Origin of the sequence: Pelagovum sp. HNIBRBA483 (assembly GCF_040931995.1) — a bacterium.
In the GTDB taxonomy this organism is placed as follows: domain Bacteria; phylum Pseudomonadota; class Alphaproteobacteria; order Rhodobacterales; family Rhodobacteraceae; genus JAEPMR01.
Genome location: NZ_CP162412.1, coordinates 1,676,200 through 1,699,770 on the forward strand (window position 1 = coordinate 1,676,200; position 23,571 = coordinate 1,699,770).

Annotated in this window: 25 protein-coding genes; 20 read left to right on the forward strand and 5 right to left on the reverse strand. The window is 61.2% G+C overall.

Going from position 1 to position 23,571, the window contains the following annotated elements; genetic code table 11:
- Positions 1 to 36 precede the first annotated feature (36 nt).
- A complete protein-coding gene (miaA, locus tag AB1E42_RS08310; protein WP_368346394.1) occupies positions 37 to 936 on the reverse strand; it encodes a tRNA (adenosine(37)-N6)-dimethylallyltransferase MiaA in 900 nt (299 codons plus the stop codon).
- Positions 937 to 1,022: 86 nt separating this feature from the next.
- Between miaA and pyrH the strand changes: the two genes are divergently transcribed.
- The 13 genes from pyrH to AB1E42_RS08375 all read left to right on the forward strand — a co-directional run bounded on the left by pyrH (position 1,023) and on the right by AB1E42_RS08375 (position 12,538).
- Positions 1,023 to 1,748, forward strand: coding sequence for a UMP kinase (pyrH, locus tag AB1E42_RS08315; RefSeq protein WP_368343783.1), 726 nt, complete (start codon positions 1,023 to 1,025; stop codon positions 1,746 to 1,748).
- 66 nt (positions 1,749 to 1,814) lie between these two features.
- A complete protein-coding gene (frr, locus tag AB1E42_RS08320) occupies positions 1,815 to 2,378 on the forward strand; it encodes a ribosome recycling factor (protein WP_368343784.1) in 564 nt (187 codons plus the stop codon).
- A gap of 30 nt (positions 2,379 to 2,408) precedes the next feature.
- Positions 2,409 to 3,197, forward strand: coding sequence for a phosphatidate cytidylyltransferase (locus AB1E42_RS08325; protein WP_368343785.1), 789 nt, complete (start codon positions 2,409 to 2,411; stop codon positions 3,195 to 3,197).
- Positions 3,194 to 4,360 (forward strand): 1-deoxy-D-xylulose-5-phosphate reductoisomerase, encoded by a 1,167-nt coding sequence (dxr, locus tag AB1E42_RS08330; RefSeq protein WP_368343786.1) that lies wholly within the window; start codon positions 3,194 to 3,196, stop codon positions 4,358 to 4,360. Before AB1E42_RS08325 ends, dxr begins: the two co-directional genes overlap by 4 nt.
- A 10-nt stretch (positions 4,361 to 4,370) precedes the next feature.
- The gene (rseP, locus tag AB1E42_RS08335; protein ID WP_368343787.1) at positions 4,371 to 5,696 is read left to right on the forward strand and encodes an RIP metalloprotease RseP; all 1,326 of its coding nucleotides are present in this window, start codon (positions 4,371 to 4,373) and stop codon (positions 5,694 to 5,696) included.
- Positions 5,697 to 5,770: 74 nt separating this feature from the next.
- Complete coding sequence (locus tag AB1E42_RS08340) at positions 5,771 to 5,896, forward strand: hypothetical protein (RefSeq protein WP_368343788.1); 126 nt, start codon at positions 5,771 to 5,773, stop codon at positions 5,894 to 5,896.
- 228 nt (positions 5,897 to 6,124) lie between these two features.
- Positions 6,125 to 8,431, forward strand: a complete 2,307-nt coding sequence (gene bamA, locus AB1E42_RS08345) for an outer membrane protein assembly factor BamA (protein WP_368343789.1) — start codon at positions 6,125 to 6,127, stop codon at positions 8,429 to 8,431.
- A 1-nt stretch (position 8,432) separates the two neighbouring features.
- A complete protein-coding gene (locus AB1E42_RS08350; RefSeq protein WP_368343790.1) occupies positions 8,433 to 9,014 on the forward strand; it encodes an OmpH family outer membrane protein in 582 nt (193 codons plus the stop codon).
- An 89-nt stretch (positions 9,015 to 9,103) separates the two neighbouring features.
- Entirely contained in the window at positions 9,104 to 9,559 is a 456-nt protein-coding gene (gene fabZ, locus AB1E42_RS08355; protein WP_368343791.1) for a 3-hydroxyacyl-ACP dehydratase FabZ, read from the forward strand.
- A 5-nt stretch (positions 9,560 to 9,564) separates the two neighbouring features.
- A complete protein-coding gene (lpxA, locus tag AB1E42_RS08360) occupies positions 9,565 to 10,347 on the forward strand; it encodes an acyl-ACP--UDP-N-acetylglucosamine O-acyltransferase (RefSeq protein WP_368343792.1) in 783 nt (260 codons plus the stop codon).
- A 4-nt stretch (positions 10,348 to 10,351) separates the two neighbouring features.
- Positions 10,352 to 11,140 carry an LpxI family protein gene (locus AB1E42_RS08365; protein WP_368343793.1) on the forward strand — a complete coding sequence of 263 codons (789 nt, stop codon included), beginning with the start codon at positions 10,352 to 10,354 and terminating at the stop codon, positions 11,138 to 11,140.
- Positions 11,140 to 12,288 carry a lipid-A-disaccharide synthase gene (gene lpxB / locus AB1E42_RS08370; protein WP_368343794.1) on the forward strand — a complete coding sequence of 383 codons (1,149 nt, stop codon included), beginning with the start codon at positions 11,140 to 11,142 and terminating at the stop codon, positions 12,286 to 12,288. The genes AB1E42_RS08365 and lpxB overlap by 1 nt, the downstream gene beginning before the upstream one ends.
- 124 nt (positions 12,289 to 12,412) lie before the next feature.
- On the forward strand, positions 12,413 to 12,538 hold the full coding sequence (locus AB1E42_RS08375) for an RSP_7527 family protein (RefSeq protein WP_368343795.1): 126 nt from the start codon (positions 12,413 to 12,415) through the stop codon (positions 12,536 to 12,538).
- A gap of 70 nt (positions 12,539 to 12,608) precedes the next feature.
- On the opposite strand, the gene AB1E42_RS08380 is transcribed toward AB1E42_RS08375, so the two are convergent.
- Positions 12,609 to 13,034, reverse strand: a complete 426-nt coding sequence (locus AB1E42_RS08380; RefSeq protein ID WP_368343796.1) for a hypothetical protein — start codon at positions 13,032 to 13,034, stop codon at positions 12,609 to 12,611.
- A 107-nt stretch (positions 13,035 to 13,141) separates the two neighbouring features.
- Between AB1E42_RS08380 and AB1E42_RS08385 the strand changes: the two genes are divergently transcribed.
- Positions 13,142 to 13,903 carry a helix-turn-helix domain-containing protein gene (locus AB1E42_RS08385; RefSeq protein ID WP_368343797.1) on the forward strand — a complete coding sequence of 254 codons (762 nt, stop codon included), beginning with the start codon at positions 13,142 to 13,144 and terminating at the stop codon, positions 13,901 to 13,903.
- Here the strand turns inward: AB1E42_RS08385 and mnmA are convergent.
- Positions 13,900 to 15,039 (reverse strand): tRNA 2-thiouridine(34) synthase MnmA, encoded by a 1,140-nt coding sequence (gene mnmA / locus AB1E42_RS08390; RefSeq protein WP_368343798.1) that lies wholly within the window; start codon positions 15,037 to 15,039, stop codon positions 13,900 to 13,902. The two genes, AB1E42_RS08385 and mnmA, sit on opposite strands and share 4 nt — an antisense overlap.
- 130 nt (positions 15,040 to 15,169) lie before the next feature.
- Between mnmA and AB1E42_RS08395 the strand changes: the two genes are divergently transcribed.
- From AB1E42_RS08395 to AB1E42_RS08415, 5 genes are all read left to right on the forward strand, one after another.
- Positions 15,170 to 15,487 carry a DUF1153 domain-containing protein gene (locus tag AB1E42_RS08395; RefSeq protein WP_368343799.1) on the forward strand — a complete coding sequence of 106 codons (318 nt, stop codon included), beginning with the start codon at positions 15,170 to 15,172 and terminating at the stop codon, positions 15,485 to 15,487.
- A 50-nt stretch (positions 15,488 to 15,537) separates the two neighbouring features.
- A complete protein-coding gene (gene ctrA, locus AB1E42_RS08400; protein WP_368343800.1) occupies positions 15,538 to 16,254 on the forward strand; it encodes a response regulator transcription factor CtrA in 717 nt (238 codons plus the stop codon).
- 113 nt (positions 16,255 to 16,367) lie between these two features.
- A complete protein-coding gene (ligA, locus tag AB1E42_RS08405) occupies positions 16,368 to 18,509 on the forward strand; it encodes an NAD-dependent DNA ligase LigA (protein ID WP_368346395.1) in 2,142 nt (713 codons plus the stop codon).
- Positions 18,506 to 20,596 carry an ATP-dependent DNA helicase RecG gene (gene recG / locus AB1E42_RS08410; protein WP_368346396.1) on the forward strand — a complete coding sequence of 697 codons (2,091 nt, stop codon included), beginning with the start codon at positions 18,506 to 18,508 and terminating at the stop codon, positions 20,594 to 20,596. Before ligA ends, recG begins: the two co-directional genes overlap by 4 nt.
- 83 nt (positions 20,597 to 20,679) lie before the next feature.
- Positions 20,680 to 20,802 (forward strand): hypothetical protein, encoded by a 123-nt coding sequence (locus AB1E42_RS08415; protein WP_368343801.1) that lies wholly within the window; start codon positions 20,680 to 20,682, stop codon positions 20,800 to 20,802.
- Between the two features lie 175 nt (positions 20,803 to 20,977).
- Here AB1E42_RS08415 and AB1E42_RS08420 read toward each other — a convergent pair whose 3' ends face one another.
- Positions 20,978 to 22,366 (reverse strand): cytochrome-c peroxidase, encoded by a 1,389-nt coding sequence (locus AB1E42_RS08420; RefSeq protein WP_368343802.1) that lies wholly within the window; start codon positions 22,364 to 22,366, stop codon positions 20,978 to 20,980.
- Between AB1E42_RS08420 and AB1E42_RS08425 the strand changes: the two genes are divergently transcribed.
- A complete protein-coding gene (locus AB1E42_RS08425) occupies positions 22,365 to 22,826 on the forward strand; it encodes a tetratricopeptide repeat protein (RefSeq protein ID WP_368343803.1) in 462 nt (153 codons plus the stop codon). The two genes, AB1E42_RS08420 and AB1E42_RS08425, sit on opposite strands and share 2 nt — an antisense overlap.
- A gap of 3 nt (positions 22,827 to 22,829) precedes the next feature.
- Here the strand turns inward: AB1E42_RS08425 and AB1E42_RS08430 are convergent, their stop codons facing one another.
- On the reverse strand, positions 22,830 to 23,531 hold the full coding sequence (locus AB1E42_RS08430; RefSeq protein WP_368343804.1) for a phytanoyl-CoA dioxygenase family protein: 702 nt from the start codon (positions 23,529 to 23,531) through the stop codon (positions 22,830 to 22,832).
- Between the last annotated feature and the right edge of the window lie 40 nt (positions 23,532 to 23,571).

Here is a 23,571-nt window from a genome sequence, read left to right on the forward strand (position 1 = left end):
ATGGCAGAAATGTGGAAATAGAGAAATAACTGGGGGTTAACCTGTGGATAAGTCGGGGATAACCCGCCAATTGCGCATGCGCGCCTTGAACCATGTGCGCTGTCGCTTGGCGAATTGGCGCGTGGCGATGACCGCCGCTTGACGGGCCTCGTCGAGGGTCATTTCGCCGCGCAGATGGGCGATCAACTCCGGTGCGCCGATGGCTTTGGAGGAGAGGAGCGCGGGATTCCAGCGGGGCAGCATGGCGCGGGCCTCCTCCAACGCGCCGCCCGCGAGCATCAGATCGAAGCGCCGTTCGATGCGGGGATCGAGCCAGTCTTTGGGCGCGTCGAATAGGAACGGTTCGGCCTGTGACAGCGGCAAAAGCGGCGGTGGTGTCTCGTCCTGCCATGTGGCGAGCGGGCGGCCTGTGGCGTGGAGCACTTCCCATGCGCGCTGGACACGCGCGCGGTTCTTGAGGTCGATCCGGCTAGCAGTTTCGCTATCGAGCGCGGCAATCAGAGCGGGGAGGGGGAGCGCGTCTGCCTCTTGCCTGATGGCGGGAGGGGTGGGGGGTATCTCTGCCAGACCCTCGGTCAATGCGGTGAGATAAAGGCCGGTGCCGCCGACGATAATGGGGCGCGTATCGCCCGACAGATAGGGCGCCACTTCGCGGAGCCAGTGACCGACAGAGTAATCGCCATCGTACGGAATATGGCCATAAAGGGCGTGTGGCGCACGGGCGAGATCAGCGGCCTCGGGGCGGGCGGTGAGCACTTGCCAGCCGTCAAACACCTGCAACGCATCGGCATTGAGGATCACACCGCCTGCGGCTTCGGCAATTTCCAGCGCCAGAGCGGATTTGCCGCTGGCGGTCGGCCCTGCGACGAGGACCGGACGGTCGGGCGGCAGGTGCTCCAGACCGAGACGGGAAATTAGGGATGCATTTGCGGCCATTTCAGTTTCATACGCCATTGAACCTCACAGCCTTTTGGGACATTTTGCACGGCAGTAAAAGACTCCCCAGCGAAAAGAGGTCCGCGATGAGCCAAGAACCCAAGACAACGTTCAAGAGGGTGATGCTCAAAATCTCGGGGGAGGCTTTGATGGGGGATCAGGGATTTGGCCTGCATCCGCCGACCGTTCAACGCATCGCCGAAGAAGTGAAATCCGTCCATGATATGGGCGTTGAGATTTGCATGGTGATCGGTGGCGGCAATATCTTTCGCGGGTTGCAGGGCAGCGCGCAGGGTATGGAACGCACCACGGCGGATTACATGGGTATGCTTGCCACGGTGATGAATGCGCTGGGGATGCAAGCCGCGCTGGAAGGCTTGGGTGTATACACCCGCGTGATCAGCGCGATTCCGATGGATCAGGTGTGCGAGCCTTACATCCGCCGCCGCGCGGTGCGCCACCTAGAGAAAAAGCGGGTTTGTATTTTTGCGGCTGGGACCGGCAACCCGTACTTCACCACCGATACGGCCTCGGCGCTGCGGGCGAGTGAAATGGCCTGTGAAGCGATCTTCATGGGCAAGCAGGTGGATGGCATTTATGACAGCGACCCGAAAACCAACCCCGAAGCAAAGCGCTTTGACCGGATCAGCTATGACGAGGTTTTGCGGCAGAACCTGAAGGTGATGGATGCCAGTGCAATTGCCCTTTGCCGTGACAATAAGATGCCGCTGATCGTGTTCTCGCTGGACGAACCGGGCGGGTTCAAGGGCATTCTGGCAGGGGAAGGCACCTATACAACGGTACATGCCTGAGGCTATAGCGGGGCGGAGCGGCCGCGCGGCCAGAGATGAAAGACCCGAGAAGAAGGGGAAGAGCGGATGAGCGACGATTTCGAACTCGATACTGATGACCTGACACGCCGGATGGACGGGGCGCTTGCGGCGCTGCGTACGGAATTCGCCTCGCTGCGGACGGGGCGGGCATCTGGCTCGATGCTGGAGCCGATCATGGTCGATGCCTATGGGAGCATGACCCCGATCAACCAAGTGGGCACCGTTAACGTGCCGGAGCCGCGCATGGTGACGGTCAACGTGTGGGACAAGAGCCTTGTGGGTAAGGTCGAAAAAGCGATCCGCGAGAGCGGCTTGGGCATTAACCCGCAGCTCAATGGCACGATCATCATGTTGCCGATCCCCGAGTTGAACGAGGAGCGCCGCCGCGAACTGACCAAGGTTGCCGCGCAATATGCAGAACATGCCCGCGTTGCGATCCGAAACCTGCGTCGCGACGGGATGGACCAGATTAAGAAGGCCAAGGCCGACGGTCTGTCCGAGGACGATCAGAAGTTCTGGGAATCCGAAGTGCAGGAATTGACCGACACTTATGTCAAGAAGGTCGATGACGCGCTGAACACCAAACAAGAAGAGATCATGCAGGTGTGACCTGCGTGATCGTTCGCGAGGAATACGAATATGGCTGCCGCTGAGGGTGCTTGGTCCGATCTGAGGACGCGGCTGCTCTCGGCGGCAGTTCTGCTTTTGGTGGCGGGTTTTGCCGTGGCGCTTGGCGGTGTGTGGTTCACGCTCTTGGTGCTGGTGGCTGTCGCGCTGATGGTGTGGGAATTGGTGCCGCTCTTTGGCACGGCACAGATGCCCGTGCGCGGCGGTTTGGCGGCCTTGGGCGCGGGGAGCGTGGTTTATCTTGCCTTCAGCCAGACGGAAATGGCGTTTCTCCTCCTTCTGACCGCGCCGGTTTTGCTGGCAGTGCGGGCAGCGCGCGACCGGATTGCTGGGTTTTGCTACGCATTGGCGGTGCTGGCGGCGGGGGCGGGGTTGATCTTCCTCCGGCAAGAGGGATTGGCCGCGGTTTTGTGGCTGATCGCGGTGGTTATAGCCTCTGACGTTATGGGATATTTCGCAGGGCGGATGCTGGGAGGGCCAAGGTTCTGGCCCGCAGTCAGCCCGAAAAAGACATGGAGCGGCACGATTGCCGGATGGATCGGCGCGGCGCTGGTTGGCGCGGGGTTCGTGATCTGGGCCGATGCGGGCTGGGGGCTGGTGCTTTTGTCGGCGGTGACGGCGCTGGCGGGGCAGATGGGCGACATTGCCGAAAGCGCGCTAAAACGGCGGGCAGGGGTGAAGGACAGTTCCAACCTGATCCCAGGGCATGGCGGTGTATTGGACAGGTTTGATGCGATCCTTGGCGCCGCTTTGGTGTGGCTGGTGATTGCGGGCACGCCCCTCGCGGGAGTGCTGCCGTGAGGCGGGTGTCAATCTTCGGTGCGACGGGGAGTATCGGGCAAAACACCATCGACCTGATAGCGCGAGACAAAGACGCCTATCAGGTGGTCGCCTTGACGGGCGGCAAGAATATCCACCGCTTGGCGAAAGATGCGATCCGACTGGGGGCTGAGGTCGCTGTGACGGCTGACGAAAGCTTGCTGACGCCGTTACGAGATTTGCTGGCTGGATCGGGCGTTGAGGCTGCGGCGGGCAGGGCGGCGCTTATTGAAGCTGCTACGCGACCGGCGGATTGGGTGATGTCGGCCATCGTTGGTGCGGCAGGGCTGGCACCGGGGCTGACGGCGCTGGAGCAGGGCGGGACATTGGCCCTCGCCAACAAGGAATCGCTGGTGACAGCAGGCCGTTTGATCATGAACACCGCCGAGCAAAACGGCGCGACGATCCTGCCGGTGGACAGCGAGCATTCGGCTGTGTTTCAGGCGCTGGTCGGTGAGGCGATCGACGCGGTGGAGCGGGTCATCATTACCGCATCGGGCGGGGCGTTCCGCGACTGGCCGTTGGAAAAACTCGTGGAAGCCACGCCGGAGCAGGCCGCCACGCACCCGAACTGGGATATGGGGCAGCGGATCACGATTGATTCCGCCTCGATGTTCAACAAGGCGCTGGAGCTGATAGAGACGCGCGAATTTTTTGGCATTGATCCGAAAAAGATCGAAACCATCGTGCATCCGGAAAGTCTGATCCATGCGCTGGTTGGCTTTAATGACGGGGCGATGATGGCGCATGTCGGTGCGCCGGATATGCGCCATGCGATCGGTTATGCGCTGCATTGGCCGGAGCGCAGGGAACTGCCCGTCGCGCGGCTCGACCTTGCCACAATTGGGACTCTGAACTTCCGCCCTGCGGATACCGCGCGGTATCCGGCGCTCGATATTGCGGCAAATGTGATGGAAATCGGGGGGTTAGCTGGCGCGGCCTTTAATGCCGCCAAGGAGCAGGCGCTCGATGCGTTTATCGCGCGGGAAATTGGATTTACCCAAATGGCCGAGATTGTTGGCCGTGTTATTGACAAATTGTCGTCCCGCGAGGGGCTGCAAAATGTCGAGATGACGTTAGATATAGTGGAAGAAGTAGATCGCGCGGCCCGCAGAATGGCCGTGGCGGAAATCAACAATATTTAGGTTTGTATCAGTGGATCTTTCGACTTTCTTGCCCAGCTTTGGAAACCTGAGCCTGACGCTTCTGGCTTTTATCGTGGCACTTTCAATCATCGTCGCCGTGCATGAGTACGGTCATTACATCGTTGGCCGGTGGAGCGGCATTGATGCTGATGTGTTCTCGCTCGGTTTCGGGCCGGTGTTGTTCAGCGTAACAGACAAGCGCGGCACCCGTTGGCAATTGGCGGCGATCCCCTTGGGCGGCTTTGTGAAGTTTCGCGGCGATTCTGACGCGGCGAGCGCATCGGGAAAGAATTTAGGCCGCAATACCATGCTGGGCGCACCGCTGTGGGCGCGTTCATCGACTGTGGCGGCGGGGCCGATCTTCAACTTTATCCTGAGTATCGTGGTTTTCACCGGCATCGTGATGAATACCGGCATCGCCACCGACCCGATGGTGCTGCGCGGCACGCCGGATTTACCGCCGCATTACCAGAATGAATTGCAGGCAGGCGACGAAATACTGGCGATCGACGGGATTGCGATCAACAGTGTGAGCGAGGTTGAACGGATCGTTGACGAGATATCGGAACAGCCGGTGCTGGAATACGACATCCGCCGTAATGGCAACCGGATGACCGTAACCGGCCCGTATCCGGTGACCACAATGGCGCTCAATGTGAGCCCCACCGGCGCGGCGCAAGTTGCGGGCATCCGGCGCGGGGATGTTGTCACCGCGATTGACGACCAGCCTGTCTGGAAGTTTGACCAGATGGTGGAGATAGTCTCTGCCTCTGAAGGCCGTGTGCTGGATGTGGATGTCTGGCGGAATAGTGAGACGCTGCGATTCGAATTGGAGCCTGCGTTGCTCGACCTGCCGCGCGCGGATGGGAGCTTTGAGCGGCGCTACCTGATCGGTATTACCGGTAATGTCTTTTACGATGTGGAGACGGTATCGCCGGGGTTCTTTACCTCGATCCAGCTGGGTGCAGAGCAGTTGTGGTATATCCTGCGCATTTCGCTTTCGGGCATGTGGAAGATGGTGGCGGGAGAGCTTTCGACCTGTAACCTTTCCAGCCCTGTACAGATCGCCCAGACATCGGGTGCAATGGCGCAGGCGGGGTTGGTGGATTTCATCAGCTTTATCGGGTTCTTATCCGCTGCTGTCGGTTTGCTGAACCTGCTGCCGATACCGGTGTTGGATGGCGGGCATCTGGTGTTTCATGCCTATGAAGCCGTGACACGACGCAAGCCAAGCGATACAGCGCTGCGGGTGCTGATTGCCGGAGGGCTGGGCCTGATCTTTACGATCATGGCAGTGGCGCTGGCGAATGACCTCGGGATCAATGCTTGCCCCTGATTTGACGACAGACTGCCATTTTTGCGCCATATTCCGGCGTGACTATCAGCTTACAAGCTGAATGGAGAGGTCTTATGCAAACCCTATCGAGCGGCGTTCGTAGTCTATCTTTCCTCATTGGTCTGAATGTGGATCGGCTGATTTATGCGGCCCTGATCCTCGGTGCTCTGTTTTTGGGCGCTGCCTTGGGGGGCATCTAGACCGTTTGCATATCTTCTTTGACAGGTGCGCGCTCCCTCAAAAGGGGGCGCGTTCTTGTATGGGCGGCACGCTTCCGCTTTTGCGCGCACCGGAACGAATGAGCGCCGCCAGCTAACACCTTGCAAGAAAACGCTCGGATGCGTGGCGGCGGGTTACTTGCTTTTGACAAGCGGGCTGGGAGCCGATACTCATTTGGATACCTGGGATGTCTGAAGTTGGCGGTATCAATGAACGCTCAAGAAAGAGGCGTGACTGCGCGCCTATCGTCGTATGCACGCGGTCTGATTGTTGTTTCTTTTGTTGGGCTTAGTGGCCTGACCTCCAGCGCTGCTCTGGCGCAGGATTTTGCCTTTGGGTCGATCCGCGTTGAGGGAAATACGCAGATCGAGTCGGCCAATATCCTCGGGATCGGGGGAATCGCCGCAGGGCGGAGCTATTCGGCGGCAGAGCTGAACGCGGCGGCGCAGGCGATCCGTGAAAGCGGGCTGTTCGAGTCGGTGGATGCGATCCCTTCGGGCGGGACGCTGATCATTCGCGTGGTAGAATACCCGATCATCAACCGCATTAATTTTGAAGGGAACCGCGTTCTCAGCGACGCGGAACTTTTCAGACTGATCGCTTCGCAGCAGCGCCGTGTGTACAGCCCGTCGCAGGCCGAGGCGGACGTGCAGGCATTGGTTGACGCCTATGCCGCCAAGGGCCGCATCAATGCGATGGTCACGCCAAAAATCATCCGGCGCTCGGAGAGCCGCGTTGATCTTGTGTTCGAGATTGACGAAAGCACTGAAACCGAAGTGGAGCGGATCAGCTTTATCGGCAACCGCAGCTATTCTGACCGCCGTTTGCGCAGGGTATTGGAAACGAAGCAGGCGGGTTTCCTACGGGCTTTGATCGGGAGCGATACCTTTGTTGAGGACCGGCTGGAATTTGACAAACAGGTGCTGACCGATTTCTACCAGTCGCGTGGCTTTGCGGATTTCGAAATTCTGAGCGTCGATGCGACCCTGACCAATGAGCGCGACGGTTTCCTGATGACCTTTGCGGTGCAGGAAGGGCGGCAGTTCCGTTTCGGGGATGTGAGTGTCGTCAGTGAGATCGAAGGGGTCGACGCTGCGGCCTATGAAGCGGCGCTGCGGTTCCGCGAAGGCGCGGCATATACGCCGGTGATGATCGACACGAACATCGCGCGGCTGGAGCAACTGGCGCTGCGCGAGGGTGTGAGCTTCTTGCAAGTTGAGCCGCGAGTCACCCGCAATGACCGCGCATTGACGCTGGATGTCGAGTTTGCGCTGGTGCGCGGGCCGCGTGTGTTTGTTGAGCGGATCGACATTTCGGGCAACACCTCGACGCTGGACCGCGTGGTGCGCAGCCAGTTCCGCGTCGTGGAAGGTGATCCGTTCAATCCGCGCCTGATCCGGCAGAGCGCGGAGCGTATTCGGGCGCTTGGCTTCTTCTCCGACTCATCGGTGCAAACGCGCGCTGGCTCGGCCAGTGATCAGGTGATCATTGATGTGGATGTGGCCGAGGCGCCGACAGGCTCGTTCACCTTTGGGGGCAGCTATAACACCGATGTGGGCTTTGGCCTGCTGGCAGAGTTCAGCGAGCGCAACTTCCTTGGACGCGGGCAGCAGCTTGATTTCCGGATCTCGACGGCGCTGACCAACCGCCGGTTCAACCTGAGCTTCACCGAGCCGTACCTGCTGGGCCGCGACTTGGGCTTTGGGCTAGATACGTCTTATACGACAACGGACAACGAGAACGCGGATTTCGACACGACCGAGTTCCGGTTCAGCCCGTCGATCAGCTTCCCCGTGAGCGAAGATGCGCGGCTGAAGCTGTATTACGGCCTGAACTACGGCAACATCACTGATGTGTCGGCCTCGGCATCTGACTTCCTCAAGGCGGATCGTGATCTGGGCGGCATCTGGACCAATTCGCTGGGCTACAACTTCAACTGGGACAACCGCTTGACCGGCCTGAACCCCAGCGGCGGCGTTGTGCTGCGCTTTGGGCAAGAGCTGGGTGTGGGTAGCACGTCCTTCCTCAAGACAACGGCGCTGGCCGGTATCGAGCAAAGCGTGTTGAGCGAGGAAGTGACCCTGCGTGCCAGCGTTGAGGGCGGGCATCTGGCCTACTTCACCGGCCGCAGCCGGATCATCGACCGTTTCAGCCTGAACTCGAACACGATGCGCGGCTTTGAGCCGGGTGGAATCGGGCCGCGTGATACGGCGACGGGTGACGCGCTTGGCGGCGAGACCTATGCGGTTGCCAGCGCGGAGGCGGAGTTCCCGCTCGGACTGCCGGAGGAGTTTGGCATCAAGGGCGGTGCGTTCGTGGATTACGGCGCGTTGTGGAACACAGGGCTGGGTGCTGGTGTTGAATATGACGCCTTCACGCCGCGCTCGGTCGCGGGTGTCTCGGTGTTCTGGGATACACCGATCGGGCCGCTGCGGTTCAACTGGACGCAGCCGTTGCAGACGGAAGCCAATGACCAGACGCGGAACTTCGACATCACTATCTCGACGAGCTTCTGATATGCGTCTCGCGGTGCTGTTGCGCCATTGCTTAGCGGGCGTCGCGCTGGCCATCGCGGTGGCGAATGGCACGGCAGCGCAGCAGGCGGACGCGGGGCAGGAAGCGTCTGCGCTGCGCAGTCCGGTTCTGCTTATTGATCCGGAGCGGTTGTTTCAGGAATCGCTTTTCGGGCAGAGAGTGCTGGACGAACTGCGGGCCGAGAGCGAGGCACTGGCCGCCGAGAACCGCCGCATCGAAGCTGACCTGACCGAAGAGGAACGCAGCCTGACCGAGCGCCGCCCCACGATGGAGGCGGAGGCTTTCCGGCAGGCGGCAGACGCTTTCGACGCCAAGGTGCAGGACATCCGCCGCGCGCAGGATGCCAAAGAAAAAGCCCTGCAAAACGCGGTCACCGAGGGGCGCGAAGCGTTCTTTGCCGCCGCGCAAAACATCATCGGGCAGTTGATGGTCGATGCGGGCAGCGTTGTGGTGCTGGACAGGCGCAGCGTGTTTCTGTCTGTCGGGGCGATCGACATCACCGACAGCGCATTGGAGACGGTGAACGCGACGCTCGGAAGTGGTGAGGAGACTGCCGCGCAGTGAGTGGGCAATCTTGCTCCGTCGCGCGGGGGCTGCTACGCAAGCGGTAACAAAGAATGCGCCCGATGCGCACCGCAACGAGAGGACACCCAATGCCCGAGGCACCCACATCCGCAGATATCCAGCTGATCCAGCAAATCCTGCCGCATCGTTATCCGTTTTTGTTGGTGGACCGCGTGCGTGACATCAACGGCACAAGCTCTGCCGTGGGAATCAAGAACGTGACGATGAACGAGCCGCATTTTCAGGGGCATTTCCCCGGATCGCCGATCATGCCGGGCGTTACCATCGTTGAGGCGATGGCGCAGACAGCTGGCGTGATGGTCGGCGCGACGATGGGGCTGATCAATGGCGATCTGCTGATCTATTTCATGGCAATCGACAAGTGCAAGTTCCGCCGCAAGGTCGTGCCGGGTGACGTGCTGGAGATGCATGTGGAAACCACGCGCGGCAAGCCGGGCGGTAAGGTTTGGAAGTTCAAAGGCGTGGCCACGGTCGAAGGCGAAATGGCGGCGGAGGCCGAATTTACCGCCATGCTCGACCTCTGACGCTGATGGGGGCGATCCATCCTTCTGCCGTCATCGAGGACGGGGCCGTGTTGGGGCAGGGCTGTCGCATAGGCGCGTTTGCCTATGTGGGTCCGCAGGTCGTCTTGGGCGACAATGTGGAGCTGAAACCCTACGCGATGGTCACAGGGCGCACGGAGATCGGTGCCGAGAGCACGGTGTTCTCTTTCGCCGTGGTGGGGGAGATCCCGCAAGACCTTAAATTCAGCGGCGAAGACACGCGGCTGGAGATCGGCGCGCGGGCACGTATCCGCGAGCATGTGACCGTCAATACCGGCACCGAGGGCGGTGGTGGCCTGACGAAGATTGGCGATGATGTGCTGCTGATGGCGGGGTGCCATGTAGCGCATGACGCGCATCTGGGCGACCGCGTGATCATCGTCAATAATTCCGCCGTGGCGGGGCATTGCATCATCGAGGATGACGTGATCGTGGGGGGCTTGTGTGGCATTCACCAGTTTGTCCGCATCGGGCGCGGCGCTATCATTGGTGCGCTGAGCATGGTGACGAAGGATGTGATCCCTTATGGGCTGGTGCAGGCGCCAAGGGCGGAGCTGGACGGGCTGAACCTTGTGGGCCTGAAGCGGCGCGGCGCGGATCGCGCCGAAATCGCGGCGCTGCGGGCGGCGCTTGAAGAATTGCGCAGCGGCGAAGGCACCTTCATGGAGCGGGCTGCGCGGTTGGAAACGGGCGCGGATGCAGAAAAGGTCAAGGAAATCATGGCCTTTATCCTTGGGGACAGCGACCGCAGCTTCCTGACGCCGAGGTGACGCGATGCTGGCTCTGATCGCCGGACGCGGGCAACTGCCGGTAAATGTGTACCATCAAGCCACGGGGGCGGGCGAAGAGGTGATCGTTTGTGCCTTGGATGGTATCGACACCGATTTGCCCGTCGATATCCGGTTCAGGATCGAGAAACTTGGCGGATTGCTGAAAACTCTGCGCAAGCGCGGTGTGACGCGCGTGTGCCTTGCCGGTGGCATTGACCGGCCGAAGGTGTCGCTTGCCGCGCTGGATGCGGCGACCTTGCCGCTGCTGCCAAGGGTAAGAGCGGCGCTAAGCAAGGGAGATGATGGGGCGCTGCGCGAGGTGATCGCAATCCTTAAGGACAAAGGGTTTGAGGTGGTCGCGGCGCATGATCTGGTGCCGGATGCGCTGCCGGCGGCAGGTGTGCTGGCTGGTGCCGCGCCGACACCCGACATCGAAAGCGATGCCGCGAAAGGGGCGGTGGTGGCGGCGGGGCTTTCGGCGCTGGATATCGGGCAGGCATGTGTGATCCGTGGCGGGCAGGTCGTGGCCGTTGAAGCGCAACCCGGGACGGACTGGATGTTGCGCAGCCTTGCGGGGGGCGAGGCTGTGGGGGGTATCCTTTATAAAGCGCCCAAGAGCGGGCAGGACCGGCGCGCCGATCTGCCGGTGATCGGGCCGGAAACCGTGCGCAATGCTATTGCCGCGCAGCTTGCGGCGATTGTGATCGAGGCGGGCGGGGTGATGATCCTCGATCTTGCCACATGCCGCGCGGAGGCCGATTCTGCGGGTCTGACGATCTGGGTGCGCGGCTGATGCGGGTTTTCCTGATTGCCGGTGAACCGTCCGGCGACGCGCTCGGCGCGGCACTGATGGCGGGGCTGAGGCAACTGGTTCCAGATGTGCGGTTTGACGGGGTGGGCGGCCCTGCGATGCAGGGCGCGGGACTCACGAGCCGTTTCCCGATGGAGGAGCTGTCGGTGATGGGGATTGCCGAGGTGCTCCCCAAATACAGGGCGCTGAAACGGCGGATTGCACAGATGGCGGATTTAATCTGTGCCACGTCGCCGGATGTGGTGGTGACAATCGACAGCCCTGACTTCTGCCTGCGGGTGGCGAAGATGGTGAAGGCAACGCGGCCAGATATCCGCATCGTGCATTATGTGGCACCGTCGGTCTGGGCTTGGCGGCCCAAACGGGCGGACAAGATGGCGGCGCGGGTGGATCAGGTGCTCGCGCTGTTGCCCTTCGAGCCACCCTACATGGAGGCGGCGGGCGTGGCGTGTGATTTCGTCGGGCATCCGGTGGCGACGATGCAAGTGGCGACGGAGGGCGAGATCGCGGCATTCCGATCGCGCTACAGCTTGGGCGACGGGCCGGTGCTGCTGGTGCTGCCCGGATCGCGGCGCGGCGAGGTGCAGCGATTGACCGAACGATTTGGCGCGGCGCTGGCGGAGTTTTGTGCGCGGCACCCTCAGATGCGGGTTGTGCTGCCCTGCGCGGCGCCTGTGGCTGGCCTTGTGCGGCAGCTGACTGCTGAATGGCCAGTGAAGCCCGTATTGATTGATCCGGCGGAGGACCGTGACGGCGCAATGAAGCGCGCGGCATTCGCGGTGGCTGATCTGGCGCTGGCGGCTTCAGGCACGGTGTCGCTGGAACTGGCCGCCAATGATGTGCCAATGGTAATCGCCTATGACATGAGCCCGGTCAGCCGCGCGATCATCAGCCGGATGGTGAAGATCGACACGGTGACGTTGGTTAACCTTGTCTCGGATACACGGGGGGTGCCGGAGTTCATTGGCAAAGCCTGCACGCCAGAGAAAATCGCGGCGGGGCTTGAGGCGGTTTGGTGCGCGCCGGAGGCCCAGAAAGACGCGATGCGGCTGACGATGGACCGGCTGGGGCGGGGTGGCGAGGCACCGGGGCTGCGCGCGGCCCGCGCGTTGTTGGCAGGGCTGAAATAACAGGCAAAATGAAAACGCCAGACATGCGGACTATGCACGAGGCGCAAGGCGGACATTCCGTTTTGTCTGTTTTTTCTGCGCTGCGGCGAGACTATCTCTCCTTTAACATAAAGGAGCAAAAAAGATGACTGTCGATCACATTGCAATTCTCAATCAGGCACAAGCTATGCGCGCCGCTTACATCCGCACTCTTTTCGTGCGGTTCTTCCAGCGCAACACGGGCAAGGTTGTGGCTGCACAACACGCCTAAGCTGCGGCTTGGAGAGACGAAAAGGCCTCTGCGTTCTGCCGGACGCGGGGCCTTTTGCTTTGGTGCGGTGTTAAAGGGTAGGGGCGCGGGCAGGTTGTCTGCCAAAGGGCAGGAGCAGCACCGCGAGGAATGCCGCATTGCCGAGGATATTGAGCGGCGCACCGGCGGCGAGTGACCCTGCGCCATCCACCAAAAACCAGACCCAATAGGCGCGGATGACGATCAGGCGCAGCGCGTCGGGCTGGGTCGCGCCGAAACTGCGGGCGAGGCCGATTTGCAGCACGCCCCATGCGCAGGCAATACCGCCGGTGACAGCAACGACGAGGCGTGCCTCGGTCACGGTGAGGTAGCTGCCATGGTCTTTTTGCCAGATCACCAGATCGAGCATCCGATCCATGTAGGGATTGAGGCCCGGCAGGTTGCCGATAGAGAGGATCAGGCCGAAGCCGAGGATCAACCAGCCGCCGATCAGCGTGGCAGAGCGTGTGTCATACATGGGATGTCCTTTCGCATTTGTCCTGTACAGTGAGCCGGAGCGGGCGCGGCAAAACAATTACGTCGGAGGTAAGTGTTTTGCGATGGCAAGTGGCGTAAGCTGGGGGCATGACAGATTTCGCGACCCTTTTGCGCCAGTGGCGGCGCAGCCAACGCCACAGCCAGTTGAGCCTTGCCCATGAGGCGGGGATTTCGGCGCGGCATCTTTCGTTTCTGGAATCGGCGCGCGCGCGGCCCAGCCGGAACATGGTCATGCAACTGGCACAGGCGCTGGACCTGCCGCGCGTGCGGGTCAATGAGTTCCTCACCGCCGCCGGATTTGCGGCCGCTTACAGCCAAACGCCGCTCGATGCCGAGGCGCTTGCCCCAGTGCGGGCGGCATTGGAACGGGTGATGGAGAACCATGCGCCGTATCCGGCGGTTCTGATGGACCGTGACTGGGGGATTCTGGGTATGAACGGTGCGGCGGAGCGGCTGTTTGGCATGGCGGGGATCGGCATGGGCGGCAGTGGGCTGGCGCTCCTCGATCTCCCGGAGGGGCCGGCGGCTTGGATCGAGAACTGGCCGGAGGTTGGGCATCATTTGCTAACGCGGCTGGAGGTAGAAAGCCGCGCGCTGGGTGGGCGCAGGGTGTTGGATCGGGCCGCGGATCGGCTGCGCAGCGATCCGGCGGTCGCGGAGTTTGCGCCGGAAGGCCCGCTGCCGCCGCTGATCCCGACGATCTATCGCGCGGGTGAGATGCGGTTGTCGCTGTTCTCGACCTTCATGCAGCTTGGCGGAACCGAGGACATCACGCTCAGCGAATTGCGTGTCGAATTGATGTTCCCTGCTGATGAGGCCAGCAAAGCTGTGTTGGCGGCGATGGGTTAGGCACCCTTCCAGATCCAGCCGCCGCCGAGGATGCGGCTGCTGTCAGGGTCGTAGAACACGCAAGCCTGACCGGGGCTGACGCCTTCTTCGGCGACGGCAAGTTCTACCTCGGCCTCGGTCGCGGAAATGGGGCGGATGATCGCCTCGGTCGGCGGGCGGGTCGAGCGGACCTTGACCGCGACGTGGTGTTCGGCGGCATCAGTGAAGGGGGCATCGCCCAGCCAGTTGATCTCCCGCACGGGAACGCGGCGGGTGGCGAGCATGTCTTTCGGGCCGACGATGACGCGGCGGTTTTCCACATCGAGCTTCACCACATAGAGCGGGTCAGCCAAGCCGCCGATGCCGAGGCCACGACGCTGGCCGATGGTGTAGTGGATCACCCCGCGATGGGCGCCGAGGACGTTGCCCTCATGATCGACGATCTCACCCGGCTCAGCGGCGCCAGGGCGGAGTTTTTCGATCACGCTGGCGTAATTGCCGTTGGGGACGAAACAGATGTCCTGACTATCGGGTTTGTCGGCCACGGAGAGGCCATAGCGGGCGGCAAGCGCGCGGGTGGCGTCCTTGGAGGGCAGGTGGCCCAGCGGGAAGCGCAGGTAATCAAGCTGCTCCGGTGTGGTGGAGAAGAGGAAATAGGATTGATCGCGGTTGGCGTCGGCGGCGCAGTGCAGCTCCGGCCCGTCGGAGCCCATCTTGCGCTGGATGTAATGGCCGGTCGCCATGCAATCGGCATCTAGATCGCGGGCGGTTTCCAACAGATCCTTGAACTTGACCCGCTCGTTACAGCGGATGCAGGGAACGGGGGTCGCTCCGGCGAGGTAGCTATCGGCGAATTCGTCAATGACGGCGTCGCGGAAGATATTCTCGTAATCGAGGACGTAATGCGGGAAGCCCATTTCCTCGGCCACGCGGCGGGCATCGTGGATATCGCGCCCCGCACAGCAGGCGCCTTTTTTGGCCAGAGCCGCGCCGTGATCGTACAGCTGGAGGGTCACGCCCACCACATCGTAGCCTTCCTCGGCCAGTTGCGCGGCGACGACCGAGCTGTCCACGCCGCCGGACATGGCAACGACCACGCGGGTTTCGCTGGGCGGTTTGGCAAAGCCAAGTGAGTTAAGTGCCGGATCAAGGGGCATGACATATCCGTTCGCGGACAGGAGGAGATGTCGCGCAATATATGAAAATGCTGCCTATTCTCAAGGGGCGGTTTGGTTTGTTGTTTACCCCTTTGGCGCAGGCTGTTGCCATCAACACAAGGGGTGAGTGATGTATCTAAAGAGAGTGGACGGGCCGCGCACGGTGCGGCTGAAGGACGGGCGCAGCCTGACCATGGCAGATTTGCCACCGGCGGATGTGCGCCGCTGGGTGGCCTCGCGCAAGCGGGTGGTGGTGGAGGCCATTGGCGCGGGGCTGATCTCGCGCAAGACCGCCTGCAGCCGCTATGCGCTGACGGATGAGGAATTACAGTCGTGGGAGGCGGATTTTGCCGCGCATGGGCCGGACGGCTTAAAGGTCACATTGCAACAAAGAATGAAACAACCCGGAGTTGATTTGCGCCGTTCGTCAGTGGTAACCAGAGATTAACCTTGTTGCCTTTACACTTGCGGTGAACAAGTGATGACGGAGCAAAAAGCATGCGAATTCTGTTGGTTGAGGATGATCCGACAACGGCGAAAAGCATCGAAATGATGCTGACCCACGCCAATCTCAATATCTACGTCACGGATATGGGGGAGGAAGGTCTCGATCTTGCGAAGCTTTATGATTACGATTTGATCCTTCTTGATCTGGATTTGCCGGATATGAGCGGGCTGGAGGTGCTGCGTCATGTGCGGATGGCACGGGTTGAAACGCCGATCCTGATCCTCTCTGGCGATGACGGCACGGAGGCGAAGCTCAAGGGCTTTGGCCTTGGCGCGGATGACTACCTGACGAAGCCGTTCCACCGCGATGAATTGATCGCGCGTATTCATGCAATTATTCGCCGCTCGAAAGGGCATTCCCATTCGCAAATCCAGATTGGCAAGGTTGCGGTCAACCTCGATGCCAAAACGGTCGAGGTGGCAGGCGATCCGGTGCATCTGACCGGCAAGGAATACCAGATGTTCGAACTGCTGGCGCTGCGCAAGGGGACGACGCTGACTAAGGAGATGTTCCTCAACCATCTTTATGGCGGGATGGATGAACCGGAGTTGAAGATCATCGACGTGTTCATCTGCAAACTGCGCAAGAAGATCAGCGTGGCGACAGGCGGCGACAACTACATCGAAACGGTCTGGGGCCGTGGCTATGTGCTGCGCGATCCGAACCCGAAAACACAAGACCCTGCGCCGCTTGCCGTCAGCGCCTGACGACACCCGAGGCGCCGCGCAAACGTATCAACGGACTGGACGCGGGGCAGGTGCCCGCCTAGAACCTCACCAAAGAGGCGGTGAAACCGCCGGAAGTGGGGAGGCCGGATACGGTGGCGCAAACAGGCGAGGATCACGAAAAAGCCGTTGAAACGCTGACGGAGGCAGAGGCCGCGCAGGAACTTGCGGAACTGGCCGAAAAGCTCGGCGCCGCCAACCTTGCCTATCACCGCGATGATGCGCCGGAAATCAGCGATGCCGCCTATGACGCGCTGAAGGCCAGAAACGCGGCGTTGGAAGCCCGCTTCCCCAAGCTTAAACGCGCCGACAGCCCCAGCGAGCAGGTGGGTGCCCCACTGGCGGAGGGATTTGGCAAGGTGCGCCATGCGGTGCGGATGCTGTCGCTCGCCAATGCGTTTGACGATGAGGATATCACCGATTTCGATGCCCGCATCCGCCGCTACCTCAACCTCGCTGATGACGCGCCGCTCACCTATACCGCCGAGCCAAAAATTGACGGGCTGTCGCTGTCGTTGCGCTATGAGAACGGCACATTGGTGCAAGCCGCCACGCGCGGCGACGGCAGCGAGGGCGAAAACGTCACCGAGAATGCCCGCACCATCGCGGATATCCCTCAAAAGATCGAAGGCGCGCCGGAACTGCTGGAGGTGCGCGGCGAGGTGTTCATGAGCCACGCCGATTTCGAGGCGCTCAACACCCGCCATGCCGCCCAAGGCGGCAAGACCTTTGCGAACCCGCGCAACGCCGCTGCCGGATCTTTGCGCCAACTTGACCCTGAGATCACCCGTGCGCGGCCCTTAAGCTTCTTCGCTTATGCGTGGGGGGCGCTTTCCGCACCGCTCGCCGATACACAATCAGGCGCGATTGCGCGGCTGGCGGCGATGGGCTTGCGCACCAATCCGCTGACAAAGCGCTGCGAAGGGCCGATGGAACTCCTCGCGCATTACGGAGAGATCGAACAACAGCGCGCAACGCTCGGCTACGATATCGACGGGGTGGTCTACAAGGTCGATGTTCTGGCGTTGCAGGGGCGGCTCGGCTTCCGTTCAACAACGCCGCGCTGGGCGATTGCGCATAAATTCCCCGCCGAACTGGCGTGGACGCGGCTTGATGCGATTGACATTCAGGTGGGCAGAACCGGCGCGCTATCGCCCGTGGCGCGGCTGTCACCCGTGACCGTTGGCGGGGTCGTGGTCAGCAATGCGACGCTACACAACGAGGATTACATCGCAGGGATGGACAGTACCGGCGCACCGATCCGCGACGGGCGCGACATACGCATAGGCGACTGGGTGCAGGTCTACCGTGCGGGGGACGTGATCCCGAAAATCAAGGATGTGGACCTAAGCCAAAGGCCAGCAGATGCCGCGCCGTACAGCTTCCCCGAAACCTGCCCTGAATGCGGATCAGAGGCGATCCGCGAGCCGGGAGATTCGGTGCGCCGCTGTACGGGCGGGATGGCATGTCCTGCGCAAGCCATTGAAAAACTGAAGCATTTCGTGGGACGAACGGCTTTTGATATTGATGGCCTCGGCGCGCGGCAGATCGAGATGTTCTTTCATGACGAGAGCCTGCCGATCCGCGAACCGGCGGATATTTTCACGCTGGAGGCCCGTGACGCAAAGAACCTCGCCAAGCTGCGCAACCGCGACCGATTTGGCGAAAAAAGCACGGCCAATCTCTTTGCGGCGATTGACGAAAAGCGCCGCATCCCACTGGCGCGGGTGATCTTTGCGCTTGGCATCCGCCATGTGGGGGAAAATGCCGCGAACTTATTGGCCAATCACTACAGCTCGTGGACAGCTTTTGCCGCGGCGCTGGACCAAATCGAGATCGGGGCAGGGGCCGAGTGGGAGGAGCTGATCAGCATCGACGGGGTTGGCGCGGTGATGGCGACATCGCTGGTGACGGCTTTCCGGCAAGAGGCGGAACGCGCGGTCATTGATCGGCTGGTTGCGGAACTGGACATCCAAGACGCGGAAGCGCGGAACACGGACGGTAGCCCCGTCGCGGGGCTGACAGTGGTGTTCACCGGCACGCTCGAAAAGATGACCCGCGCCGAAGCGAAGGCCCGCGCCGAGGCGCTCGGTGCAAAGGTCGCAGGTTCGGTCAGCGCGAAGACCGATCTGGTGATCGCGGGGCCAGGCGCGGGGTCAAAAGCGAAAAAGGCCGAGGATCTGGGTGTCGAACTGATCGACGAGGATGCGTGGCTGGCCTTGATCGACGGCCAATGAGCGGGCGGCCGGAAGCCCTTTTCCCGCTTTTCGGGGCGGTGGAGACGCTGGACGGGATCGGCCCGAAGACGGCGCAAATCCTTGAAAAAGCAGGCGTCACCAAGCCGCGCGACATCCTGATGACTCTGCCGCATAACGCGATTGACCGCAGCAAGCGCCAGAGCGTTGCCGATGTCACGCCGCCCGTCACGGTGACGGTGGTTGTCACGGTCGAGGCGCATTACCCACCGCGCGCCAAGGGGCGGCCCTATCGGGTGGCGGTGCGCGATGCGGCGACGCAGTTCCAATTGGTGTTCTTTCATGCACGCGGCGACTACCTCAAAAAGCAACTGCCGGAAGGTGGGCGGCGGGTTGTTTCGGGTAAGGTCGAGAGCTTCGACGGGGTGTTCCAGATGGTGCATCCGGATTACATGCTGCTCGAGGAGAAGATCGACACGATCCCGACATTCGAGCCGGTCTACCCGCTGCATGCGGGCATCACCCAAAAAGCGATGTGGAAAGCGACGCGGTCAGCGCTGGCGATGGCGCCGGAACTGGCGGAGTGGGCGGACCCGACGCTGCTGGCGCGGCAAGGCTGGCCTGCATGGCGCGAGGCATTGGCGCAGTTACATGCGCCGGAAGATGCGGGCGGGCTGTCGCTCACGCATCCGGCGCGGCAACGGCTGGCTTATGACGAGTTGCTGGCGCATCAAATGACGCTGGCGCTGGCGCGACGAAAGGCGCGACGGCGGGCAGGGCGCGCCTCCCAGGGAACGGGGCGGTTGACGCAAGCCGTGATCAAGGCGCTGCCCTATGCGCCGACAGGTGCGCAGACGCGGGCATTTGCCGAGATCGCCGCCGATCTGGCGGATGAATTTCGCATGAACCGCCTGCTGCAAGGCGATGTGGGCGCGGGGAAAACACTGGTGGCGCTGGTGGCGCTGCTGACGGTGGTAGAGGCCGGCGGGCAGGGCGTGATGATGGCGCCGACGGAGATTTTGGCGCGGCAGCACTATGACGGGCTGGCGCCTTTGGCGGCAGAGGCCGGTGTGCGGATCGAATTGCTGACGGGCCGCGACAAGGGCCGTGAGCGGGCCGAGAAACTCGCGGCGCTGGCGGCGGGTGACATTCACATTCTGGTCGGTACGCATGCGGTGTTTCAGGATGATGTGCATTTTGCCGACCTGAGGCTCGCGATCATTGACGAGCAGCACCGCTTTGGCGTGGCGCAGCGCATGGCGCTGGGGGCCAAGGGGCAGGCGGTGGATGTGCTGGTGATGACAGCGACGCCGATCCCGCGGAGCCTCGCGCTGGCGCAATATGGCGATATGGATGTGACGGTGCTGGACGAAAAACCACCCGGACGAACGCCAGTGAAAACCGCGCTGGTATCAAAAGGACGGATGGAAGAGGTCGTCTCGCACCTGCAAAAGGCGATTGCAGATGGGCGGCAAGCCTATTGGGTTTGCCCGCTAGTGGAGGAAAGCGAGGTCGTCGAAATGACCGCCGCCGAGGAGCGCTTCAAACGGTTGCGGGCGGCATTGGGCGAAGGCGTTGTGGGGCTGGTTCATGGGCAAATGCCTCCGGCGGAGAAAGACGCCGCAATGGCAAGGTTTGTTGCTGGTGAGACGAAGGTGCTGGTCGCGACGACGGTGATTGAGGTTGGTGTGAACGTGCCAAATGCGTCGATCATGGTGATCGAACATGCGGAAAATTTCGGGCTGGCGCAGCTACACCAGTTGCGCGGGCGCGTCGGGCGCGGATCGGACGCCTCGACCTGCCTGCTGATGTATGAAGCGCCGCTGAGCGAGACGGAGCAACGGCGACTGGAAATTCTGCGGGAAACCGAGGACGGCTTCAAAATCGCGGAAGAAGATCTGAGCATGCGCGGTGCGGGTGATATGATTGGCACCGCGCAATCGGGTCTGCCGCGTTTCAGGATCGCGGATATCGAGCGGCAACCGGACTTAATGCGGATCGCGCAAACGGATGCGCGCGCGTTCTTGGAAAAAGATCCGGACCTTGCGAGCCCGCGCGGGCAGGCGATGCGCCTTCTTTTATGGCTTATGGAGCAGGACAAGGCCATTCAGCTGATTGGAGTTGGTTAGGGTTTACTTCTTTTGTTCTCATTTGTTCTTTACTTGTTCTCAAATTTGTGGAACATAATGAGAACAGATGAGGAGGTAGACCCATGGCTAAAGACATCAAACGAGCGATTTTCCGTTCGAAATCAACGCTGCTGGGTGATTTCGCTGGTGCGGCCTCATTGATGGGTCTGCTTTACGCGGCACTGTGGATCCCGGGGATCGGTTGATCTAGGGCGCTGCGTGAGAAATCCACTGTAAGCTTATGATTTAGAATGCAATTTAATGAAATGCTATCGCCTATATAGGCGGTACCGCTTGGCTGAATGCATATCCACGGCAATACAATATTTAACATAATACATATTATGCGAATTACGGATATGGGGATTTAGGGTACCCTGCCTATGGTTTGCACAGCTCTGGCATCTCGGCGCTGGCATCGATTGACAACCCGCTGGGCACAGATACCGGTATCCCGAACCGCCCTGAGAGCGCGTCGCAATCTGTCAGCGCATCGAGGAACGCGACGATCTCGCCCACTTGTGCATCCGAAAGCGCGACCGGCACGATATCTTGCGCAGCGCGTTGACGTGGCATTTCGCGGCTGTCTTCCCAGATCACGAAATCGACGAACTCCAGCTCCGGCGCGGGTGTGAGGACCACCTGCCCCCGATCCCATTCATCGAAGCTCTTTTGTGGATCAAGATGATGGCGGACGATGCCCTCAAGCGTTGCGAAAGTGCCGTTGTGCCCCCAAGGCCCCGTCATCGCGACGTTGCGCAAGGATGGCGTGCGGAAACGGTATGCGTCCTCAAGGAGATCAGATTCAGACATGCGCCCGACATCGCGCGCAATATGCTCAAAACGCCGATTGCGGCCCGGGCCAAGTGGCGGCAGCGTCAGGGCGTGGAAATCCTGATCGGTCAGCAATGGGCCGCTGTGACAGTCGGCGCAGCCAGCATCACCGTAGAACAGCGCCATCCCTGCCCGCGCATCGTCGCTCAAAGCGCTCTCATCGCCTGCGAGATAGGCATCAAACGGGCTTGAGAAGCTGCGCCATTCGGCGTTTTGGAAATCGTCGAGGGCATTTGCGATGTGAACTGGCGAGATGTCGCGGGCGTCAGACAGCTCGGAATAGGCTTCCATGAACAGATCGACATACTCCGGCACCGCCAGAATGCGGGCCACGATCGCGGGCCACGCCTGATCAATGCGGCGGTTGATGGCGGCGGCGAGCTCGTTTTCATCGGTTTGGCCGGCCATTTCGACCTTGGAAATCACAGGCATGAGCGCTTGCGCCGCGACGACGCTTTGCAAGCCTTCGGGCAGCCATTCCTCGACCGGAGAATTGAAACCAACGCCGTAGCTGTCATCGGCCGATACGCGCCCGTCATGGAACATGATATCAATCGAACGGTGGCCGAGATTGAACAGTGATGTGGCGTTGCGCGGGACGCGCTTGAACGGGTGATCTGGGCCGGACACCACGCGCCGTTCGGGGCCGAGGCCGACGCCCCCTTCCCCGATTCCGAGCGACAGGCCATCAGATGTGCCATGCGCCACGGCATGACAGGTCGAACAGGCGATATTGCGGTTGCCTGACAATATCTTATCATAAAACAATAGCTGGCCGAGGGCTGCGCGCTTTTCATCGAACGGACGAAAATCCGAGGCGGAAATCGGCGCAGGAAGTTCAAGGCCAGAGGGCTGATCCGCGTGGGAAACAGACGCGCCAAGGAGGACACCGCAAGCGATGAACGTGCAAGTTTTGAAACGGGCAGCCTGTATCATGGCGCTGAGTATTGCGCCTAATTTTGCGTTTTCCAATAGTGCTTTAGAAGAGGCGCGTGATTTAATGGAGAGCGATCAATACGAGGCGGCGATGGAGGCGATGCTGCCCCTCGCCCGCGCTGGGAATGCCGATGCGGAAGAGCTGATCGGCGTGATGTATGCGCTTGGTTTGGGCGTTGAAAAGGATCAGGAACGGGCGTTTGAATGGTACTTACGTTCAGCCATGAAGGGCCATCCCGGGGCGCAATCGGGCGTGGGCTGGTATTATGAGGTTGGCCTCGGCATGCCGTCGCCCGATTTGGTGCGGGCATATATGTGGTATGTGCTGTCGGCGATGGGCGGGGACGTGGATGCGGCGATCAGTCAGGAAGAAGTCATTAAGAAAATGACGAAAGAAGAGATCGACCGCGCGCATGTGTTGGTGAAGGACTATCAGGGCTGGATGTACCCGTTCCGCTGACCCCTACCCGACGGGCTTGGCATAGCGCTTTGGGGCGCCGGTGGCCGGGTCAATGATGACCTCTGGCGAGTATTGCGCGATGAAGGCGCGGCGGGGTGCATCGGTGGTGTTTTCGCCGGAGCGGTGTAAGGTCAGACTGGAAAAGGCCACGACCGAACCGGCGGGACATTCAACAGGAATGCCCGGTTCATCGCCGAAATAGCCGTTCAGTTCGTTCGTCTCATCCTGCCATTTATGCGGATCGAGGTGCCCTTCGGTACGCAGATCACGCGGGAGGATTAAAACGCAGCCATTGGCGACGGTGGCTTCGTCGAGCGCAATCCAGATGGTGACATAGGGTTTGTGATCGAAGCCGACATAGGCGCCATCCTGATGCCATGCGAAACTGGCCCCCTTGCGCGCGCCCTTGACGACGAATTGTTCGTTGAAGAGATAGGCACTGCCGCCCAGAAGCTCCGCCGCGATGCGGGCGGGCGTTCCGCGCAGGAGGCATTCTTCGAGTTCGGGGAACTCTTCGTGGCGGTGGGCCAGAAAGCGGCGGCGCTGCCCCAGCCCGATGGTGTGTTTGCCCTCGCCACCATCCTCGGCAGGCTCGGCAAGCAGGGTTTCACACACATGACGCATGAGATCCAGCTCGGCCATTGTGAGCGAAACAGGGCTGACGGTGTAGCCGGTTGCGGTGAAGTCGTCCCGTGTCTGGTGCATGGTGGTTGGTCCTTGCGAAGTATCCTTTGGATTACATTAA

Bases quoted from the DNA above. Each gene is read 5' to 3' on its own strand.
- AB1E42_RS08425 (WP_368343803.1), top strand. From the start codon at position 22,365: ATGGCGCTGAGTATTGCGCCTAATTTTGCGTTTTCCAATAGTGCTTTA.
- AB1E42_RS08420 (WP_368343802.1), bottom strand. From the start codon at position 22,366: ATGATACAGGCTGCCCGTTTCAAAACTTGCACGTTCATCGCTTGCGGT.
- AB1E42_RS08365 (WP_368343793.1), top strand. From the start codon at position 10,352: ATGCTGGCTCTGATCGCCGGACGCGGGCAACTGCCGGTAAATGTGTAC.
- mnmA (WP_368343798.1), bottom strand. From the start codon at position 15,039: ATGCCCCTTGATCCGGCACTTAACTCACTTGGCTTTGCCAAACCGCCC.
- AB1E42_RS08340 (WP_368343788.1), top strand. From the start codon at position 5,771: ATGCAAACCCTATCGAGCGGCGTTCGTAGTCTATCTTTCCTCATTGGT.
- miaA (WP_368346394.1), bottom strand. From the start codon at position 936: ATGGCCGCAAATGCATCCCTAATTTCCCGTCTCGGTCTGGAGCACCTG.
- recG (WP_368346396.1), top strand. From the start codon at position 18,506: ATGAGCGGGCGGCCGGAAGCCCTTTTCCCGCTTTTCGGGGCGGTGGAG.
- fabZ (WP_368343791.1), top strand. From the start codon at position 9,104: ATGCCCGAGGCACCCACATCCGCAGATATCCAGCTGATCCAGCAAATC.
- ctrA (WP_368343800.1), top strand. From the start codon at position 15,538: ATGCGAATTCTGTTGGTTGAGGATGATCCGACAACGGCGAAAAGCATC.
- lpxA (WP_368343792.1), top strand. From the start codon at position 9,565: ATGGGGGCGATCCATCCTTCTGCCGTCATCGAGGACGGGGCCGTGTTG.
- AB1E42_RS08430 (WP_368343804.1), bottom strand. From the start codon at position 23,531: ATGCACCAGACACGGGACGACTTCACCGCAACCGGCTACACCGTCAGC.
- lpxB (WP_368343794.1), top strand. From the start codon at position 11,140: ATGCGGGTTTTCCTGATTGCCGGTGAACCGTCCGGCGACGCGCTCGGC.
- AB1E42_RS08380 (WP_368343796.1), bottom strand. From the start codon at position 13,034: ATGTATGACACACGCTCTGCCACGCTGATCGGCGGCTGGTTGATCCTC.
- AB1E42_RS08325 (WP_368343785.1), top strand. From the start codon at position 2,409: ATGGCTGCCGCTGAGGGTGCTTGGTCCGATCTGAGGACGCGGCTGCTC.
- pyrH (WP_368343783.1), top strand. From the start codon at position 1,023: ATGAGCCAAGAACCCAAGACAACGTTCAAGAGGGTGATGCTCAAAATC.
- frr (WP_368343784.1), top strand. From the start codon at position 1,815: ATGAGCGACGATTTCGAACTCGATACTGATGACCTGACACGCCGGATG.
- AB1E42_RS08350 (WP_368343790.1), top strand. From the start codon at position 8,433: ATGCGTCTCGCGGTGCTGTTGCGCCATTGCTTAGCGGGCGTCGCGCTG.
- bamA (WP_368343789.1), top strand. From the start codon at position 6,125: ATGAACGCTCAAGAAAGAGGCGTGACTGCGCGCCTATCGTCGTATGCA.
- AB1E42_RS08395 (WP_368343799.1), top strand. From the start codon at position 15,170: ATGTATCTAAAGAGAGTGGACGGGCCGCGCACGGTGCGGCTGAAGGAC.
- AB1E42_RS08375 (WP_368343795.1), top strand. From the start codon at position 12,413: ATGACTGTCGATCACATTGCAATTCTCAATCAGGCACAAGCTATGCGC.
- AB1E42_RS08415 (WP_368343801.1), top strand. From the start codon at position 20,680: ATGGCTAAAGACATCAAACGAGCGATTTTCCGTTCGAAATCAACGCTG.
- AB1E42_RS08385 (WP_368343797.1), top strand. From the start codon at position 13,142: ATGACAGATTTCGCGACCCTTTTGCGCCAGTGGCGGCGCAGCCAACGC.